The following is a 17001-nucleotide window of genomic DNA, read 5'->3' on the forward strand; positions in this document are numbered from 1 at the left end:
TAGCAGCGACGGAGCGAGGGAAGTCCCGCGCAGCGGGACCCGAATGGCGGGGCGAGCCTTTTTGGTTTCTTTTTTGTGGGCGGCATTCCGACGATTGAAAAAAGAAACTCGCCTGGGAAGGCGAAACAGGGAACATCCGCAGAACTCGATAATCAGCTTGGTCCCCCAAATAGTGGGCTTAGGGCACGGCCTTCGACAGGCCACCCTCACCACAAACCCTCAATCGGTTGGGCTGACTTGCCCCGGACGAAGGCGCATGGTCCGGGCACCACAACAAGCGGCCGGTCCACCGGCCCTAGGAGTCGTCCCATGCGCACCGGATTGGTGGTGGATGCCACCTGCGATCTGCCTCAGACCTTCATCGCGGAGCGGGGCATCCGCGTTCTGCCCATCCGTATCCGCCTCTGCCAGGACACCCTGGTGGACCGCCGCATTCCCGAGGTCACCGGGCGTTTCTACGTCGACCAGTTGCCCCGGGTCGGCCCTGGCGATGGCAGCGAGCCGCTGAGCGCTGCGGAAACCCAGGCCTGGTTCCTCGAAGAGCTGGTGACCCAGTACGACCACGTCATCTGCTTGACCCTTTCCGCCCAGCGCAGCGCCATCTTCGAGCACGCCACCCAGGCCTCCTTCGGCCTGCTGCAGTGTTACCGCGAGCGACGCAGCGCGGCCGGGCTGACCACGCCGTTCGCCATGCGGGTGATCGACGGCCGCACGCTGTTCGCCGGCAGCGCGGTGTTGGCCGCCGAGGCCGTGCGGCTGATCGCCGGGGGCGGCCATCCCAGTGCGGTGCGGGCGCGGCTGGAGCAACTGGCCGAGTCGGTGTGCACCTTCCTCATCGCCGATGACCTCGGCCACCTGCGCAAGCGCGGCTTCCAGAAGGGCGAGCGCAGCGGCCTGCTGGACCGCATGCGCGGTGCGGCCCTGGGGATCGGTTCGCTGCTGGACGTGAAGCCGGTGATCAGCGTGCAGCAGGGCGAGGACAAGCCCGTGACCCTGGCGCCGAGCTTCGAGCGGGCGGCGGAGAAGCTCTTCGCCCACGCCTGCGCGCGGGTGATGGCGGGCGACCTGCTGGCGCCGCAGCTGTGCATCAGCTACGCCGGGGAACTGTCCCTGGTGCGCGACCTGCCGGGATTCGCCGAGCTGGAGGCCGCCTGCCTCGCACGGGATGTGGTGCTGCAGGTGGCGATGCTCAGCCCCACCGGCGCCATCAACCTGGGGCGTGGTGCCCTCAGCCTGGCCTTCGCCGCACCGGCCCGGCCGTTCGGCTGAGGCCTCAGGGCGAGGGGGGCTGCAGGCGGGCGTCGGCAGGCAGCGCCGCCTCGGCGGAGCCGACGCTGCGCAGGTGCTGCTCGAACTGCTGGACGATGCTGTCCCAGCCCTGGCGGCCGGCGTGCTGGCGGGCGTTGAGGCGCACGCGGCGCAGGGTCTCGTCGTCTTCCAGCAGCCAGCAGGCCGCGTCGCTGAAGGTGGCCGGCTCGTCGGGCACCGCCAGGGCGCCGTTGTGCCCGTGGCGGATGTGCTGGGCCGCGGCGGCCTGGTCGAAGGCCACCACCGCCAGGCCCGAGGCCAGCGCCTCCAGCACCACGTTGCCGAAGGTCTCGGATTGACTGGGGAAGAGGAACAGGTCGGCGCTGGCGTAGTGCCGGGCCAGTTCCTCGCCGCGCTGGATGCCGCAGAACAACGCCTCCGGCAGCTCGGCCTGCAAGGCGGTGCGCGACGGGCCGTCGCCCACCACGATGAGCTTCAGGCGGCGCTGGGGATGGGCCTTGCACAAGGCCTGGAAGGTGGGCGCCAGCAGCCGCAGGTTCTTCTCCGGGGCCAGGCGGCCGACGTGCAGCACGGCGATGTCGTCCGGCTCCAGCCCCCAGGCTTCCCGCAGGCCCTGGCAGCGCCGGGCCGGGGTGAACAGCTGGCCGTCGACACCGCGTGCCAGCAGGGCCAGGCGCTCGAAGCCGCGGCGGCGCAGCTCCTCGCTCTGGCTGGCGCTGGGCACCAGGGTCAGTTGCGAGGTGTTGTGGAACCAGCGCAGGTAGTTGGTCAGCAGGCGCGTCAGCAGGCCCACGCCGTAGTGGCCGGTGTACTGCTGGAAGTTGGTGTGGAAGCCGCTGATCACCGGCACCCCCAGGCGCCGCGCCGCACGCAGGGCGGACAGGCCGAGGGGGCCTTCGGTGGCGATGTAGAGCACGTCGGGGCGGCGTTGCTTCCAGCGCGTCAGCAGCTTGTGCAGGCTCGACTGGCCCCATTGCAGCCCCTGGTAGCCGGGCAGCGGCCAGCCGCGCACCAGCAGCAGCTCGTCGCTGCTCTTCACGCCCTGGTCCACGGCCTGGCGGGGGCGCACCAGCTGCAGTTGGTGCCCGCGTGCGCGCAAGCCCTCGCACAGCCGCGACAGGGTGTTGGCGACGCCGTTGATTTCCGGCAGGTAGGTTTCGCTGACGAGGGCGATTCGAAGGGCAGGCAGGCTCATGACTTGAGTGTCGACGCCCGCCGTTTAGCCCGTGTGAATTTTGCGTGACCGGCCGGTGACAGCCGAGGAGGGCGGCGCGGGTCCGGGCCCGCGCCGGTGCATCAGCGGGGCAGGGCCTTGTCGCCGCCTTCGCGGACCCAGAACAGGGTGGCGCCGGCGACGGCGGCGGGCATCATCACGATGTTGACGAAGGGGATCAGCAGCGCCAGGTACACCGAGCCACCGAAGCCCAGGCTCTGCCAGCGCTTCTCGCGCAGCCAGGCGAGCATCTCGTTCCAGCCCAGCTTGTGGTTGTCCGCTGGGTAGTCGATGTACTGCACGGCCATCATCCAGATGCCGAAGACGAACCACAGCGGCGTGCTCACCAGGTTCACCACGGGGATGAAGCTGAGGATCAGCAGGCCCGCCGCGCGGGGCAGGAAGTAGCCCAGCTTGCGCAGTTCGCGGCCGACGGTGCGCGGCACCATGGCCACCAGTTCGGCCCAGCTGAAGGGCGGGAAGTCGTCCTGGCCGCGCACCACCACTTCCACCTTCTCGGCGAGGAAGCCGTTGAAGGGCGCGGCGATGATGTTGGCGATCATGGTGAAGGTGAAGAACACCAGCAGCACCACCAGCGCCACGAACAGCGGCCAGATCAGGTATTCGAGGAAGCTCGCCCAGTCGGGCAGGCTGGGCATGAAGGCATCGACCCAGCCGCTGAATTCGCGCATGGCGAAACCGATCATGGCGATGAACAGCAGGAGGTTCAGGGTCAGCGGCAGCAGCACGAACAGGCGCAGGCCGGGACGCAGGATGAGTTTCAGGCCTTCGCCGAGGTATTGCGGGCCGGACAGGGCAGGGGCGGGCATCGGGCGCTCCATGAAGGGGTGACTGGCGCGACCTTACCGGCTTTGCCGGGGCGGTAAAAGCGGCGGCGTCACGCGCCCGCCTGGCGATAGGGGCGTCCTATCGAGGGGATAAGCAATGCACATTTCCGTGGCCGGGGGCGGCGTCGGTAGCCTTGCCAGCATTTACGGGGGCTTGCCGGCTCCCGCTGGTTCGCGAGGCCGCTGCATTCCCTAAGCCTTCCCCAAGTGCTCGCAGCGGCCTCTTTTTATTACCTGAGGTGTCCGCCATGTCCGTCACTCGCCACGCCCGCGTCATCATCCTCGGCTCCGGCCCCGCCGGTTACAGCGCGGCCGTCTATGCCGCCCGCGCCAACCTCAAGCCCTTGCTGATCACTGGCCTGCAGGCAGGCGGGCAACTGACCACCACCACCGAGGTGGACAACTGGCCGGGCGATGCCCACGGGCTCACCGGGCCGGCGCTGATGCAGCGCATGCAGGAACACGCCGAGCGCTTCGAGACGGAGATCGTCTTCGACCACATCAACGCCGTGGACCTGGCCGGCGAGCCTTTCACCCTGGTGGGGGACAGCGGCACCTACAGCTGCAACGCGCTGATCATCGCCACCGGTGCCAGCGCCCGTTACCTGGGGCTGCCCTCCGAGGAACGCTTCATGGGCAAGGGCGTGTCCGCCTGCGCCACCTGCGACGGATTCTTCTACCGCAACCGCGAGGTGGCGGTGGTGGGCGGCGGCAACACGGCTGTGGAAGAGGCGCTGTACCTGGCCAACATCGCCAGCAAGGTGACCCTGGTGCACCGCCGGGAAACCTTCCGCGCCGAGAAGATCCTGCAGGACAAGCTCCGCGCACGCATCGCCGAGGGGCGCATCGTGCTCAAGCTCAATGCCGAGGTGGACGAGGTGCTGGGCGACGACATGGGCGTGACCGGCGTGCGCCTGCGCGGCCGTGACGGGCTGATGGACGAACTGAAGGTGGACGGCCTGTTCGTCGCCATCGGCCACACGCCGAACACCTCGCTGTTCGAGGGCCAACTGGCCCTGCGCGACGGCTACGTGGTGGTCAACGGCGGGCGTGACGGCAATGCCACCGCCACCAGCGTGGCCGGGGTGTTCGCCGCCGGTGACGTGGCCGACTCGGTGTACCGCCAGGCCATCACCTCCGCCGGCGCCGGCTGCATGGCGGCGCTGGACGTGGAACGCTACCTCGACGCGCTCTGAGGGCGCGTCAGACCCAGGTGTTGATGGGCAGTTCGGCCAAGCGCAGGGTGCGGGCGTCCAGGCGCAGGAACTGCCCTTCGAGGCGGGTGGCCAGGCCCCGGTCGTCGAGGGTCAGTTCGCCGCCCGCGTCGCCTTCCTGTTCCCAGTGGTACCGGCTCAGCTGCGCGTCGCGCTTCACGCAGCGGTAGCGCTGTGGGCGTGCCTGCACCGTCAGGGTGGGCAGGTCGATGTGCGCCACCTGGTGGGTGTGTTCTTCCCAGGTCTCCAGCGGCTTGCCCAGCAGGATCGGGCTGTGGGTGAAGGGGCTGGCGCCCAGCATCACCTGGTCGCAGGGCTCCAGGTCCGGGCAGGGCTGTCCGTCGAGGGTCCAGCGGCCGTCGTCGGCGCGCTGCAGGCGCAGGCTGCGGGGGCCGTGGTCGTCCACCTTCAGCCAGAGCTGGCGGAAGCGCCATTCGGGGTCGTAGTCCAGCACGTAGGTGGCGGCGAAACTGCTGCCGCCGCGGCTCTGCATGAGGTGGCTGCTGACGTGGACGCCGTCGGCGTCACGGTGCAGGCGCAGGTGCTCCACGCCGGGGTGGGACCAGGGTTTCCAAACGAGGGTCTGTTGCATCCATGCGACTCCGAAACTGCACGGGAAGGGGAAACGCTCAACGGGTGTATAGGCGTAGGACACCTTCCCTGGTGTTCCCGTTACGTCGCGCAGGATACGTTGTTCCTTTTGTGACGTATGTCAGCTTTCTCTGACAGATGAGTCGCGTGCAGAGCGGTTTATCAGGCCTTGCGCTTGAGCGGCTCGCCGTCGAAGCGAACGCCGTCCAGGCCGTTCTTCATCAGCGCGCGGATGTTGCCGTGGTCACTGCCCTCGGGGGTGGCCAGCACGGCGCGGTAGTGCTCGCCGAACGCCAGCAGGGCTTCGTCGCGGCTCAGGCCTTCCAGCAGGGCCAGGCCCAGGGTCTTGCAGGAGCCCTCGTTCTGCCCGGCGGCGTTCTCCACGCCGCCGTTGACGAAGGCACAGGGCTGGTAGTCGTAGCCGGCGGCGATGAAGGCCAGGGTGTCGGCGAAGAGGTGCTCGCCACTGGCCAGGCGGCCACGGAATGCATTCAGGTCGTTCATGCTTTGTTCGCTTTGTCGAAGGCCGCTTGCTGCTCGGCGCTGGCTTCTTTCTGGTACTTGGCCTTCCAGTCGGCATAGGGCATGCCGTAGATCTCTTCGCGGGCCTGCTCGGGGCTGACTTCGACGCCGATGTCGTCGGCGGCGGCCTTGTACCACTTGGACAGGCAGTTGCGGCAGAAGCCGGCGAGGTTCATCAGGTCGATGTTCTGCACATCGGTGCGGCTGCGCAGGTGCTGGACCAGCCGACGGAAGGCGGCGGCTTCGAGTTCGAGGCGCTGTTGCTCGTTCATCGGAGGACTCCTTGGGATCGGTGAGGAGGGCGCGGCGATGATAAGAGCCGCTCCCGGGGACGGCAATGCCCGGCGCGAGGCCGGGCAGCGGGGATCAGCGGTGGCCGGCGAGGGTGATCGACACCGACTCGGCGAAACGCAGGGCGTGGGGCTTGTCCACTTCCACTTCGGCGTAGCTCACCCGTGGGTTGGTCATCACCAGGTCGAGGATCTCCTGGGTCAGGCGCTCCAGCAGGGCGAAGCGGTTCTCCTCGACGTGCTGGATGATGGCCTTGGTGATGGTGCGGTAGTTCAACGCATGGTCGATGTCGTTGAAGTCCACCGCGTCGGTGGCCGGGTAGAGGATGGTGAGGTTGATCAGCACATCCTGCTTGTTGAGGATCTCCTCCTCCTTGATCCCGATGTAGGTACGCAGGCGCAGGTCCTTCACGCGGATCCGCGCCATTCCTGGCTCCAGTCTCGGCATGCTCAGCTCCGTCCGATGAGTTTGAGGAATTCCTGGCGGGTGCTCGGCGATTCACGGAAGGCCCCGAGCATGACCGAGGTGGTCATCACCGAGTTCTGCTTCTCCACGCCGCGCATCATCATGCACATGTGCTTGGCCTCGATCACCACGGCGACGCCGGCGGCGCCGGTCACGCGCTGGATGGCCTCGGCGATCTGCCGGGTGAGGTTCTCCTGGATCTGCAGGCGGCGGGCGAACATGTCGACGATGCGCGCCACCTTGGACAGGCCGAGCACCTTGCCGGTGGGAATGTACGCCACGTGCGCCTTGCCGATGAAGGGCAGCAGGTGGTGCTCGCAGAGGGAGTAGAGCTCGATGTCCTTCACGGTCACCATCTCGTCGTTATCGGACGAGAACAGCGCGCCGTTGACCACTTCCTCCAGGCTCTGCTCGTAGCCACGGCACAGGTAGCGCATCGCCTTGGCAGCCCGCTTGGGCGTATCCAGCAGGCCTTCGCGCTCGGGGTTCTCACCCACGCCCATGAGGATTTCCCGGTAGTGGGAGGACAGGTCGTCATTCATCTTGGCAGTCCGTACGGCCGGTTCACTTCAGGTGGCGGCCGCCATTGAGGGTTAGCGTCGTTCCAGTGACGTAGGGGTTGTCCAGCAGGTAGCGCAGGCCCTGGTACACGACTTCCGGCCCGGGCTCGATGCCGAGGGCGGATTTGGCCAGGGTCTTCGTCCTGTAGGTGGCGTCGTCACCGGTGTTGAACATCACCAGCGCCGGCGCGATGCCGTTGACTTTGATGGCCGGGGCATAGCGGGCGGCAAAGGAGAGGGTGAGGTTGTCCAGCCCGGCCTTGCTGGCGCAGTAGGCGATGCGCTTCTCGCTGCCCTTGCGCGCCACGTCGTCACTGATGTGGACGATGTCGGCCGGACCACCGTGGCGCAGCAGCGCCTCGGCATGCAGGTTGATCAGGTAGGGCGCCAGCATGTGCACGCTGAACATCCGCTGGAAGGCCTCGGCCTCGTGGCCGGGCGCTTCGGTGAGCCAGTCGGAGGCGTTGTGAACGATGGCCCGCAGGTGCGACGTAGCGGCCTTGAGCTGTTCGATGAAGGCGAGGATGCCGGCTTCGTCCGAGAAGTCCGCCGCGATCACGCAGGCGCCGCGCTCACGCAGCCGGTGCACGCCTTCGCGCTCGGTGCGGTAGCTGATGATCACCGGCTGGCCGTCGTCCAGCAGGCGTTCGGCGCAATGCAGGCCCACGCGCTGGCTGGCACCGGTGATCAGGATGGGAGCGGCCGAAGGGCTCATGGGGGCCTCGTGGCAGGGCGATACCCCAGGCTGGGGCGGAATGGTGAAAACTTATACCAGAAGCCTGAGTTTGTACAATTCTTGGCGCTGAAGAAATCCGGATTCCGACCGTAAATTCAGCCAAGGCCTTGATTTGTGTGGGGTTATAGAAAAAGAGAGGGTGTTGGAAGGTTGTACAGATTTTGCCTCTGTACAACCTTTGTGACGTTATCGGGAGGGAGCCGTGAGGCCGGGGCGGCGGGTACGGGAAGCCGGTTCGTTCAGCCAGGGAGCCAGCAAGCGGGTGGATAACGGGATGAACCAGTAGGTCATCAGCGGCGTCAAAACCAGCGTGCTCAAAAAGACGCGCAACAGCAGGTCGAGCCCGCCGAGCCAGGAGCCGAACAGCAGGTTGAAGCCCAGCGACACCGGGAAGAAGGCCAGCCAGATGGCGATGCTCTGCTTCCAGCGGGGCGGCCGGCGGTCAGCACTGCCGAACCAGGCGTCCAGGCCCAGCGCGCGGTGTTCGTGAGGACGGTCGAAAAGGCCGGCGCCGCGTTCCAGCCAGGCACGGCGAGAGGCGGAATGCTCCCAGGCGGCCAGGGTGGGCTCGTCGGCGAAGCGGAAGATCATCTGGAATTCGTCGTCGTTGGGCGGCGGGGCCAGGACGCCCGAGCCGAGATAGCCGGGGAAGTCGGCGGCCAGTTGCTCGCCTTCGCGCAGCCAGGCCATGAAATCGTCGTAGCGCTCGCGGGTGACCCGGCGCGCCACCATGAGGGTGACGGGATCGGCAGACATCGTGTATCTCCTGTTGCGGGCGCCGCCCAGGGTAGGGGCAGCGCAGGAAGCGGCCCGGGGTAGTAGGCCTGCTTCTTTCAGAGGCAAGGATTATTCCTGTTTCGGCTGAATACGCCAGTGCCGCGTGCCATGGGGCCGCCGGATGGCAACCGGACAGTGGAAGCCGGCTCGGTGCGCGCCCATGGCGCATGCCGCACCGCATCCGGGCACTGAGCAAGGAGCCGGGCCTGGGTTAGACTCTGCGCTTTCAAGCCCAGACCTTTTGCCATGACCGATAACGCAGCCATCGCCATGCAGCAGGAAGAACTCTTCCCGATCCGCGAAGTCTCCCGCCTCACCGGCGTCAACCCGGTCACCCTGCGCGCCTGGGAGCGTCGCTACGGGCTGATCCAGCCGACCCGCACCGACAGCGGCCACCGCCTGTATTCCTATGCCGACGTCGAGGCCGTGCGCAGCATCCTGGCCTGGATCGACCGCGGCGTACCGGTCAGCAAGGTCGGGCAGATCCTCGCCCGCAGCGCCTCCACCCGGGCACCCACCCCGGTGCAGCCGGCCGCCTCCATGGCGGAGTGGGGCGAGTGGCAGACGCAGTTGCGCCGGGCGCTGTCGGCCTTCGACGGCCCGGTCCTGGAGCGGCTCTATGGCCAGGTGTTCTCCACCTACCCGCTCACCGTGGTGTTCCAGGACGTGCTGATGCCGCTCTGGCGCGACCTGCTGCTGCGCCAGGATGAATACGGCGTGGCCAGCGAATGGGCCTTCTTCGATGCCTTCCTGCGCGGGCGCGTGCTGCAGCGCCTGCAGCTGTCACCGGGGGATGGGGAAGATTGCGTGGTGGTCGCCCCGCTGCAGGGCGAGTGCCGCGAACTGGAGCTGCTGGTGGCGGCCTTGCTGCTCAGCCATGGTGACTGCGCGATCCGCGTGCTGGGACTGGACCAGCCGTTCCAGGAGCTGCCGCTGGTGTGCGAGAAGATCGCGCCCCAGGCGCTGGTGGTGTTCTCCAACCACCCGCCGGCGGACGACCTGGCCGCGCGCCTCGGGCGCCTGGCGCTCTCGGTGGAGTGCCCGCTGGCCCTGGCCGGCGAAGCCGCCGACCTGATCGGCAGCGCCCTGGAGCGCAGCCCGGTGGCCACCCTGGGCAGCGAGGGGCGCACCATGCAACTGCGCTTGCGCCGCCTGCTCGACGGTCACCTGGACACCTGACAGAACCTGGAAGAACCCGCTGCGCCGCCGCAGCGGCCTTGCCTGCCTTGACGCCTCAGCCCTCCAGTTCCGCGATGCGGGCCTTCAGGGCTGCCACCTCCGCCTCCAGTTCGCGCACGCGCTGGCGTGCCTCGACCTCGGGGCTCACGTCCTTCTGGATGCCGATGTAGTACGTCAGCTGGTCCGCCTCGTTGTGCACCGGGGTGATGGACAGCTCGTTCCAGAACACGCTGCCGTCCTTGCGGTAGTTGCGCAGGATCTGCCGGCTCGGCTCGCCCTTCTTGATCGCCTGGCGGATCGCCGCGAGGCCGAGCTGGTCACGATCGCCCGCCTGCAGGAAGCGGCAATCGCGGTAGAGGATGTCGTCCTGGCTGTAGCCGGTCAGCCGTTCGAACGCCGGGTTCGCATAGATGAGGATGTTGTCGTCGCCTTCCTGTTCGGCGACGACGATGCCGTCGTTGGAGGCTTCGACCACCAGCTGGAGCAGTTTGGCGTTGATCATGACGAGTTCCTGGTTCGAGGTGCAGGGATTCTAAAACATCGGGGGCGGACTGCCAGTTGCGGCATAATGCGATTCATTTCGCGCTAACAGGAGAAGTCATGAAAGTCGCCATCCTATCCGGCTCGGTCTATGGCACCGCCGAAGAAGTCGCCCGCCACGCCGAGCGGCTGCTCAAGGCCGCCGGCCACGAGGCCCGGCACAAGACCGGGATGACCCTCGACGAACTCAAGGCCTTCGGCCCCGAAGCGTTCCTCAGTGTGACCTCCACCACTGGCATGGGCGAGCTGCCCGACAACCTGCTGCCCCTCTACCACGCCCTGCGCGACCAACTGCCCGACTGGCGCGGCCGTCCCGCCGCCGTACTGGCCCTCGGCGACTCCAGCTACGACCAGTTCTGCGGTGGCGGCGAGATGATGCGTGAGCTGCACGCCGAGCTGGGCCTGCGCGAGGTGCAGGAGATGCTGCGCCTGGACGCCAGCGAAACCGTCACCCCGGAAGTGGACGCCGAGCCCTGGATCGCCCGCTTCGCCGCTGCGCTCAGCGCCTGATGCATCCGCGCGCGGCGTACCTCATCGAAGCCCTGCAACTGGCCCCGCACCCCGAGGGCGGTTTCTACCGCCGGGTGTTCGAGGCCCAGGGCAGCCTGGCGGATGGCCGCTCGATGTCCTCGTCGATCTTCTTCCTCCTGCCCGCCGGCGGCATCAGCCGCTGGCACCGGGTGGACGCCGACGAGACCTGGCACTTCTACGAAGGCGACCCGCTGGAGCTGCTGATCGCCGACGACCCCCAGGCCCTGCGCCGCGAGCGGCTCGGGCCGGTGGGCGAGGGCAGCCTGCCGCAGCGCACCGTGCGTGCCCATGCCTGGCAGGCGGCGCGGGCCCTCGGGGCCTACACCCTGGTGGGCTGCAACGTCGCCCCGGCCTTCGAGTTCGACGGTTTCCGCCTGCTGGCCGACGACCTCGACGCCCAGCGCCGGTGGCCGCTGCTGGACCGGCAATTCCTCTAGCCCGCTGCGTCGCCTGACGCCGTCAGCGGCGAATATTCCTTCAACAGATCCAGCCAGGCCTGCGCCGCCCGTGACAGGTAGGCGCCCTGGCGCCAGACGAAGGCGATGTCCCAGCGCAGGTCCGGCTCCACCAGCGGCACCCGGCGCAGGCCCGGTCGTTCCAGCGTGCGGGCGACGATGCGCGGCAGCAGCACCACGCCCTGGCCGGCGGCCACCAGCGCCGCGAGGAAGTCCGCCTGGCCGCTGCGTCCCACCTCCCGTGGGGTGAAGCCGGCCTGGCGACACGCCAGCAGCAGGCGGTCGTTGAGGGTGAAGCTCTGCTGGTAGAGCAGGAAGGGCGCATCCTTCAGCTGGGCCAGGGCGATGCCGTCACACCCCGCCAGCTCATGGGCTTCGGGCAGCAGCACGTCCAGCGGCTCGTTGCAGAACGGCTGGAAGGCCAGCGCCGGATCGTTGGGTGTGAGGCTGCCGCCGATGTCCAGCTCACCGCGCAGCAGCGCCTCCTCCATCAGCTTGCTGCCGCCCTCGGACAGCCGCACCACGATGTTCGGGTAGCGCTGACGGTACGCGGAGAACAGCTCGGCGAACATCACCTCGCCCCCCAGCAGCGGCAGGCCCAGGCGCAGCTCGCCCCGGGCCAGCTGGCTGAGGTCGTCCAGCTCGCTGTAGAGGTCCTGGCGCAGGCGCAGCAGCTCGTCCGCGCGGCGCAGCACCAGGGTGCCGGCATCGGTCAGGCGCAGATTCGGGCCGTTGCGCTCCAGCAACAGCACCCCCAGGCGCTGCTCCAGCTGGGCCACCTGCTTGCTGATGGTGGATTGGGTGGCGTGCAGGGTCTTGGCCGCTTGGGTGAAGCCGCCCTGGCGCACCACTTCGACAAAACTGCGCAGCTGGTGAAATTCCATCGCTATTCCAATCTCGAATGGGAGTAAGTCGAACAATTCGCTTTTGGGATGATAGGCCCGGCCCTAAGCTGCACGCCATCACTGGAGTGCATCCCATGTCCCGCGCCCGTCTCAGCCACTTGTCCCGCCTCGTCCTGCAGCTCGTCGTGCTTATCGCCCTTTACCTGCTGGGTGGCCAGATCGCCGCCTGGCTGGCCTGGCCGATTCCCGGCGGGGTGATCGGCCTCGGCCTGCTGCTGGCCGCCTTCGCCAGCGGTCGCGTGCAGCCCGCAGCGCTGCAGCTGGGCGCCGGACTGCTGATGGCGGAGATGCTGCTGTTCTTCATCCCGGCGCTGATGAGCCTGCTGGACTACGGCGCGCTGCTGCGCAGCGAAGGCTGGCGCATCCTGCTGGTGATCGGCGTCAGCACGTTGCTGGTGATGCTCGCCACCGCCCTGACCGTGGAGCTGGTGTGCCGCTGGAGTGAACGCCATGAGCGCTGATCCGATGGCCTGGTTCTGGCTCGCCCTGACCCTCGGCGGCTACCTGCTCAGCCGCTGGTTGTACCGGCGCAGCGGGCGCTACCTGCTGTCGCCGCTGATCCTGGTGCCGGCGCTGCTGCTGGCGGTGGCCGTGCCGCTGCACACCGCCTATGCCGAATACGCCGGGCTCACCCACTGGCTGATGCTGCTGCTCGGCCCGGCCACGGTGGCCTTCGCCGTGCCCATCTGGCAGCAGCGCGCCCTGCTGGCCCGGCATTGGCCGGCGCTCTCGCTGGGCATGCTGATGGGCAGCAGCGTGGCCATCGCCAGCTCCTGGTGGCTGGCCCAGGCCCTGGCCCTGGAGGCGCCGGTGAGCCGCTCGTTGGTGCCGCGTTCGATCACCACCCCCTTCGCCATGCCCCTGGCCCAGGGCCTGGGCGGCGTACCGGAGCTGACGGCGGTGTTCGTGATGATCACCGGCGTCTTCGGCGCCCTCGCCGGCAGCCTGCTGATCCGCTTCCTGCCGCTGCGCAGCAGCCTCGCCCGGGGCGCCCTGTTCGGCGTCGGCGCCCACGGCGCCGGGGTCAGCCGGGCCCAGGAAGTGGGTCGCGAAGAGGGCACCGTCGCCGGCCTGGTGATGGTCCTGATGGGGCTGCTGAACCTGTTCGCCGCGCCCCTGCTGACCCACCTGCTGTGACTCCCTCGGTCATCAGGATGGCTGCCAAGGCGACTCGCGGGGTGGCACGGCCTCGCTAGACTCCGGTCACCCACAACAACAACGAGGTGATCGCCGTGACCGCTGCCCAGACTCCGCCCAGCCCCTCCATCAAGGACCAGGTCTCCGCCGCCGAGTGGCAGACCCGCGTCGACCTGGCCGCCTGCTACCGCCTGATCGCCCTGTACGGCTGGGACGACCTGATCTTCACCCACATCTCCGCCAAGGTGCCCGGCACCGAGGACTTCCTCATCAACCCCTACGGGATGATGTTCCACGAGATCACCGCCTCCAGCCTGGTGAAGGTCGACCTGGCCGGCAACAAGCTGATGGACAGCCCCTACGACATCAACCCCGCCGGCTACACCATCCACAGCGCCATCCACGAAGTGCGCCAGGACGTCGGCTGCGTGCTGCACATCCACACCCCGGCCGGCATCGCCGTCTCGGCGCAGAAGCAGGGCCTGCTGCCGCTCTCCCAGCAATCCCTGTTCGTGCTCGCCAGCCTGGCCTACCACGGCTACGAAGGCGTGGCCCTGCACCACGAGGAGAAGGCCCGCCTGCAGGCCGACCTCGGCAGCGCCAACTTCATGATCCTGCCCAACCACGGCCTGCTCACCGCCTTCGGCAGCATCGCCGACGCCTTCCTCGGCATGTTCACGATGCAGCGCGCTTGCGAAGTGCAGGTGATGGCCCAGAGCGGCGGCGCCGAGCTGATCCACATCCCGCAGCAGATCCTCGACGGCGCCCGGCAGATGATCGCCGGCGTGATGAAGAGCCCCACCGGCATGGGCGGCGCGCTGCCGTGGCCGGCGCTGCTGCGCAAGCTCGACCAGCAGAACCCCGGGTACCGCGACTGATGGCCCTGCCGGGCATCCCCCTGGGCGACTGGCGCGCCCAGGGCCGCGACCTGCTGTTCCATCGCCACCGCATCCGCTACTGGGAGGCCGGGCAGGGCGAGCCGCTGCTGCTGATCCACGGCTTCCCCACCGCCGCCTGGGACTGGCACTACCTGTGGCAGCCCCTGGCCGAGCGCTACCGGGTGATCGCCTGCGACATGCTCGGCTTCGGCGACTCCGACAAGCCGCGCGGCCACGACTACCGCCTGCTGGAACAGGCCGACCTGCAGCAGGCCTTGGTGCGCCACCTGGGCATCGACGGCCCGGTGCACCTGCTGGCCCACGACTACGGCGACAGCGTCGCCCAGGAACTGCTGGCGCGGCACCACGAAGGCCGCGCCCGGATCGCCAGTTGCGTGTTCCTCAACGGCGGGCTGTTCCCCGAGACCCACCGCCCGGTGCTGGTGCAGAAGCTGCTGCTCAGCCCCCTGGGCCCCCTGATCGGCCGGGGTTTTTCCCGCGCCAAGCTGGGGGCGAACTTCGGCAAGGTCTTCGGCCCGGTGACCCAGCCTTCGGCAGCGGAGCTGGATGACTTCTGGAGCCTGGTGGCCGCCCACGATGGCCCGGCGGTGATGCACCGGCTGATCCGCTACATCCCCGAGCGTCGCGAGCAGCGTGACCGCTGGGTGGCCGCCATGCAGAAAGGCGGCGTGCCGCTGCGGGTGATCGACGGTGCCGTCGACCCCATTTCCGGCGCCCACATGGTGGCGCGCTACCGCGAACTGATCCCCGAGCCCGACACCGTGCTCCTCGAACACATCGGCCATTACCCGCAGACCGAGGCACCGAGCCAGGTCCTGCAGCATTACCTGGCGTTCCGCCAGGCCCTGGAGAACCCTGCATGAAACGACGTCGACTCCTGCAACTGACCGCCCTCGGGGGCGTGGCCGCTGCAGGCGCCGGTTACTGGGCGCTGCCCCGCGCCGTGGCGCCGGCGCCCGTCAGCCTGGAGGCGGCCCGGCGCCTGCTGGCCGGTTGGGAAGGGCGCACCCTGGTCAGCCTCGCCGGCTGGAGCCCGGCCGAAGTGTTCAACCACTGCGCCCAGAGCATCGAGTTCTCCCTCACGGGTTATCCACAGCTCAAGCCGGCCTGGTTCCGCCACAGCGTCGGCCCGCTGGCCTTCGACCTGTTCGCCGCCCGGGGCGCCATGCGCCACCCGCTGGACGAGGCCATCCCCGGTGCCCCGGCACTGGACGCCCCGGTCGCCCAGGCCGAGGCCCTGGCCCGCCTGCAACGCGCCTTCGCCGACTTCGCCGGGCACACCGGCGAGCTGGCCCCGCACTTCGCCTACGGCGCCCTCGACCATGCCGAGTACGCCCAGGCCCATGTCATGCACCTGTACGACCACCTCAGCCGCCTGCGCCTCGCCTAGGGGCGCTTCCCGGAGCCGTCCGGTAGTGCATTCGGAATTGTCCGGCAGCCTGCCAGCGGCTCCGCGGCCTAGCATCGCGGCCTCCTTTCCAAGATGCGCCCGGGCCCTGTGCCCGGGCTCGGAGGTCACATGCTGTACAAGCTGCTGGTGCTGCTGCACCCCTTCTTCCGCATCGCCGGGCGTGGCCTGGCCGTGCTCCTGCTGCTGGCCAGCTTCGGCCTGGTGGCCTACGCCGCCTACTACGAGAACGCCCCCTGGGTCTGGTTCAGCTGCGTCGGCTGCTTCGTCGCCTGCCTGCTGGTGACCCTGCTCTGCACCTTCTACAACTGGTGGCTGTTCAAGCTGCGCCCGCGTGGCGCGCTGTTCATGCCCTTCGACTGAACCGCCGCCGGGCGCTCTGCGACGCGCCCGGCCATCCCCCGCCGTTATCGCCCACCATTCATGCCCGTCCACCTTTCTTGTCGGCCGGGCGGCACTGCAGGACACTCGGCCGATACCCGAAACTGCCCTGGAGTCCATTGCATGAGCGAATCGATCCGTTTCGAAGACAAAGTGGTCATAGTCACCGGCGCCGGTGGCGGTCTTGGCCGCGCCCATGCCCTGCTGTTCGCCAAGCACGGCGCCAAGGTGGTGGTGAACGACCTGGGCGGCAGCACCCATGGCGAGGGCGCCAACGCCTCCGCCGCCGACCGCGTGGTGGCCGAGATCCGCGAAGCGGGCGGCACCGCCGTGGCCAACCATGACTCCGTCACCGACGGCGACAAGATCGTGCAGACCGCACTGGACCACTTCGGCCGCATCGACGTGGTGGTCAACAACGCCGGCATCCTGCGCGACAAGACCTTCCACAAGATGGAAGACGCCGACTGGGAGCTGGTCTACAAGGTCCACGTCGAAGGCGCCTACAAGGTCACCCGCGCTGCCTGGCCGCACCTGCGCGAGCAGGGCTATGGCCGGGTGCTCTTCACCTCGTCCACCTCCGGCATCTACGGCAACTTCGGCCAGTCCAACTATGGCATGGCCAAGCTCGGCCTCTACGGGCTGACCCGCACCCTGGCCATCGAAGGCCGCAAGAACAACATCCTGGTCAACGCCATCGCCCCCACCGGCGGCACCCGCATGACCGAAGGCCTGATCCCGCCGCAGGTGTTCGAGCAGCTCAAGCCCGAGCTGGTCAGCCCCCTGGTGGTGTTCCTCGGCAGCGAGCAGTGCCAGGAAACCTCCGGCCTGTTCGAAGTGGGCGGTGGCTGGATCGGCAAGGTGCGCTGGGAGCGCAGCCTGGGCGCCGGCTTCGACCCGCGCCAGGGCTTCAGCGTCGAAGACGTGGCTGCCAGCTGGCAGCAGATCTGCGACTTCGAAGGCGCCGCCCACCCGGCGGACAACGTCGAAGCCCTGAAGGAAATGATGGCCAACCTGCAGAAATACACGGGTTGATCCCGCCAGACTCCTAGGGGATTCCGCCAGCAGGCTGAACACCTC

23 protein-coding genes are annotated in these 17001 nt (G+C 68.3%); 12 read left to right on the forward strand and 11 right to left on the reverse strand.

Annotated features, from left to right (window positions below):
• Positions 1–309: 309 nt before the first annotated feature.
• Positions 310–1269, forward strand: a complete 960-nt coding sequence (locus FBY21_RS25100; protein WP_142014633.1) for a DegV family protein — start codon at positions 310–312, stop codon at positions 1267–1269.
• Positions 1270–1273: 4 nt separating this feature from the next.
• Here the strand turns inward: FBY21_RS25100 and FBY21_RS25105 are convergent, their stop codons facing one another.
• Both FBY21_RS25105 and cysZ read right to left on the reverse strand, forming a co-directional pair.
• Positions 1274–2464, reverse strand: coding sequence for a glycosyltransferase family 4 protein (locus FBY21_RS25105; RefSeq protein WP_142014637.1), 1191 nt, complete (start codon positions 2462–2464; stop codon positions 1274–1276).
• 101 nt (positions 2465–2565) lie between these two features.
• Entirely contained in the window at positions 2566–3312 is a 747-nt protein-coding gene (gene cysZ / locus FBY21_RS25110; protein WP_142014640.1) for a sulfate transporter CysZ, read from the reverse strand.
• A 266-nt stretch (positions 3313–3578) separates the two neighbouring features.
• On the opposite strand from cysZ, the gene trxB reads away from it, so the two are divergent.
• Positions 3579–4526: a thioredoxin-disulfide reductase gene (gene trxB / locus FBY21_RS25115; protein ID WP_142014645.1), complete on the forward strand. Its 948-nt coding sequence runs from the start codon at positions 3579–3581 to the stop codon at positions 4524–4526.
• Positions 4527–4533: 7 nt separating this feature from the next.
• On the opposite strand, the gene FBY21_RS25120 is transcribed toward trxB, so the two are convergent.
• The 7 genes from FBY21_RS25120 to FBY21_RS25150 all read right to left on the reverse strand — a co-directional run bounded on the left by FBY21_RS25120 (position 4534) and on the right by FBY21_RS25150 (position 8465).
• Positions 4534–5136 carry a putative glycolipid-binding domain-containing protein gene (locus FBY21_RS25120; protein WP_142014648.1) on the reverse strand — a complete coding sequence of 201 codons (603 nt, stop codon included), beginning with the start codon at positions 5134–5136 and terminating at the stop codon, positions 4534–4536.
• A 161-nt stretch (positions 5137–5297) separates the two neighbouring features.
• The gene (locus tag FBY21_RS25125; protein WP_142014650.1) at positions 5298–5639 is read right to left on the reverse strand and encodes a HopJ type III effector protein; all 342 of its coding nucleotides are present in this window, start codon (positions 5637–5639) and stop codon (positions 5298–5300) included.
• Positions 5636–5929 (reverse strand): DUF1244 domain-containing protein, encoded by a 294-nt coding sequence (locus tag FBY21_RS25130; RefSeq protein ID WP_044411434.1) that lies wholly within the window; start codon positions 5927–5929, stop codon positions 5636–5638. Before FBY21_RS25130 ends, FBY21_RS25125 begins: the two co-directional genes overlap by 4 nt.
• Before the next feature lie 94 nt (positions 5930–6023).
• Positions 6024–6395 carry a dihydroneopterin triphosphate 2'-epimerase gene (gene folX / locus FBY21_RS25135; protein ID WP_044411431.1) on the reverse strand — a complete coding sequence of 124 codons (372 nt, stop codon included), beginning with the start codon at positions 6393–6395 and terminating at the stop codon, positions 6024–6026.
• Between the two features lie 2 nt (positions 6396–6397).
• On the reverse strand, positions 6398–6955 hold the full coding sequence (gene folE / locus FBY21_RS25140) for a GTP cyclohydrolase I FolE (protein ID WP_044411428.1): 558 nt from the start codon (positions 6953–6955) through the stop codon (positions 6398–6400).
• Positions 6956–6977: 22 nt separating this feature from the next.
• Positions 6978–7688 carry a dihydromonapterin reductase gene (gene folM, locus FBY21_RS25145; protein WP_142014653.1) on the reverse strand — a complete coding sequence of 237 codons (711 nt, stop codon included), beginning with the start codon at positions 7686–7688 and terminating at the stop codon, positions 6978–6980.
• Positions 7689–7895: 207 nt separating this feature from the next.
• Entirely contained in the window at positions 7896–8465 is a 570-nt protein-coding gene (locus FBY21_RS25150) for an antibiotic biosynthesis monooxygenase (protein WP_142014656.1), read from the reverse strand.
• 267 nt (positions 8466–8732) lie between these two features.
• On the opposite strand from FBY21_RS25150, the gene FBY21_RS25155 reads away from it, so the two are divergent.
• On the forward strand, positions 8733–9665 hold the full coding sequence (locus FBY21_RS25155) for a MerR family transcriptional regulator (RefSeq protein ID WP_142014660.1): 933 nt from the start codon (positions 8733–8735) through the stop codon (positions 9663–9665).
• Between the two features lie 55 nt (positions 9666–9720).
• Here FBY21_RS25155 and FBY21_RS25160 read toward each other — a convergent pair whose 3' ends face one another.
• The gene (locus FBY21_RS25160) at positions 9721–10167 is read right to left on the reverse strand and encodes a PAS domain S-box protein (protein ID WP_069562302.1); all 447 of its coding nucleotides are present in this window, start codon (positions 10165–10167) and stop codon (positions 9721–9723) included.
• A 98-nt stretch (positions 10168–10265) separates the two neighbouring features.
• On the opposite strand from FBY21_RS25160, the gene FBY21_RS25165 reads away from it, so the two are divergent.
• Both FBY21_RS25165 and FBY21_RS25170 read left to right on the forward strand, forming a co-directional pair.
• Positions 10266–10715, forward strand: a complete 450-nt coding sequence (locus tag FBY21_RS25165) for a flavodoxin (RefSeq protein ID WP_142014663.1) — start codon at positions 10266–10268, stop codon at positions 10713–10715.
• The gene (locus FBY21_RS25170) at positions 10715–11173 is read left to right on the forward strand and encodes a cupin domain-containing protein (RefSeq protein WP_074970722.1); all 459 of its coding nucleotides are present in this window, start codon (positions 10715–10717) and stop codon (positions 11171–11173) included. Before FBY21_RS25165 ends, FBY21_RS25170 begins: the two co-directional genes overlap by 1 nt.
• Here FBY21_RS25170 and FBY21_RS25175 read toward each other — a convergent pair.
• Positions 11170–12075 (reverse strand): LysR family transcriptional regulator, encoded by a 906-nt coding sequence (locus tag FBY21_RS25175; RefSeq protein ID WP_142014666.1) that lies wholly within the window; start codon positions 12073–12075, stop codon positions 11170–11172. The two genes, FBY21_RS25170 and FBY21_RS25175, sit on opposite strands and share 4 nt — an antisense overlap.
• Before the next feature lie 95 nt (positions 12076–12170).
• Here FBY21_RS25175 and FBY21_RS25180 point away from each other — a divergent pair, with 95 nt between their 5' ends.
• The 7 genes from FBY21_RS25180 (at position 12171) to FBY21_RS25210 (ending at position 16956) form a co-directional block, all read left to right on the forward strand.
• Positions 12171–12557 carry a CidA/LrgA family protein gene (locus FBY21_RS25180; RefSeq protein ID WP_142014670.1) on the forward strand — a complete coding sequence of 129 codons (387 nt, stop codon included), beginning with the start codon at positions 12171–12173 and terminating at the stop codon, positions 12555–12557.
• Positions 12547–13233, forward strand: coding sequence for an LrgB family protein (locus FBY21_RS25185; protein ID WP_142014673.1), 687 nt, complete (start codon positions 12547–12549; stop codon positions 13231–13233). The genes FBY21_RS25180 and FBY21_RS25185 overlap by 11 nt, the downstream gene beginning before the upstream one ends.
• Positions 13234–13328: 95 nt before the next feature.
• Positions 13329–14111: a class II aldolase/adducin family protein gene (locus tag FBY21_RS25190; protein WP_107330444.1), complete on the forward strand. Its 783-nt coding sequence runs from the start codon at positions 13329–13331 to the stop codon at positions 14109–14111.
• On the forward strand, positions 14111–14995 hold the full coding sequence (locus FBY21_RS25195; RefSeq protein WP_142014676.1) for an alpha/beta fold hydrolase: 885 nt from the start codon (positions 14111–14113) through the stop codon (positions 14993–14995). Before FBY21_RS25190 ends, FBY21_RS25195 begins: the two co-directional genes overlap by 1 nt.
• Positions 14992–15522 (forward strand): DUF1569 domain-containing protein, encoded by a 531-nt coding sequence (locus FBY21_RS25200; RefSeq protein ID WP_142014679.1) that lies wholly within the window; start codon positions 14992–14994, stop codon positions 15520–15522. The genes FBY21_RS25195 and FBY21_RS25200 overlap by 4 nt, the downstream gene beginning before the upstream one ends.
• A 129-nt stretch (positions 15523–15651) precedes the next feature.
• Entirely contained in the window at positions 15652–15903 is a 252-nt protein-coding gene (locus FBY21_RS25205; RefSeq protein WP_044411391.1) for a hypothetical protein, read from the forward strand.
• A 141-nt stretch (positions 15904–16044) separates the two neighbouring features.
• On the forward strand, positions 16045–16956 hold the full coding sequence (locus FBY21_RS25210; protein WP_142014682.1) for an SDR family oxidoreductase: 912 nt from the start codon (positions 16045–16047) through the stop codon (positions 16954–16956).
• The last annotated feature ends 45 nt before the right edge of the window (positions 16957–17001 follow it).

This window comes from Pseudomonas sp. SLBN-26, assembly GCF_006715895.1.
In the GTDB taxonomy this organism is placed as follows: Bacteria; Pseudomonadota; Gammaproteobacteria; order Pseudomonadales; family Pseudomonadaceae; genus Metapseudomonas; species Metapseudomonas otitidis.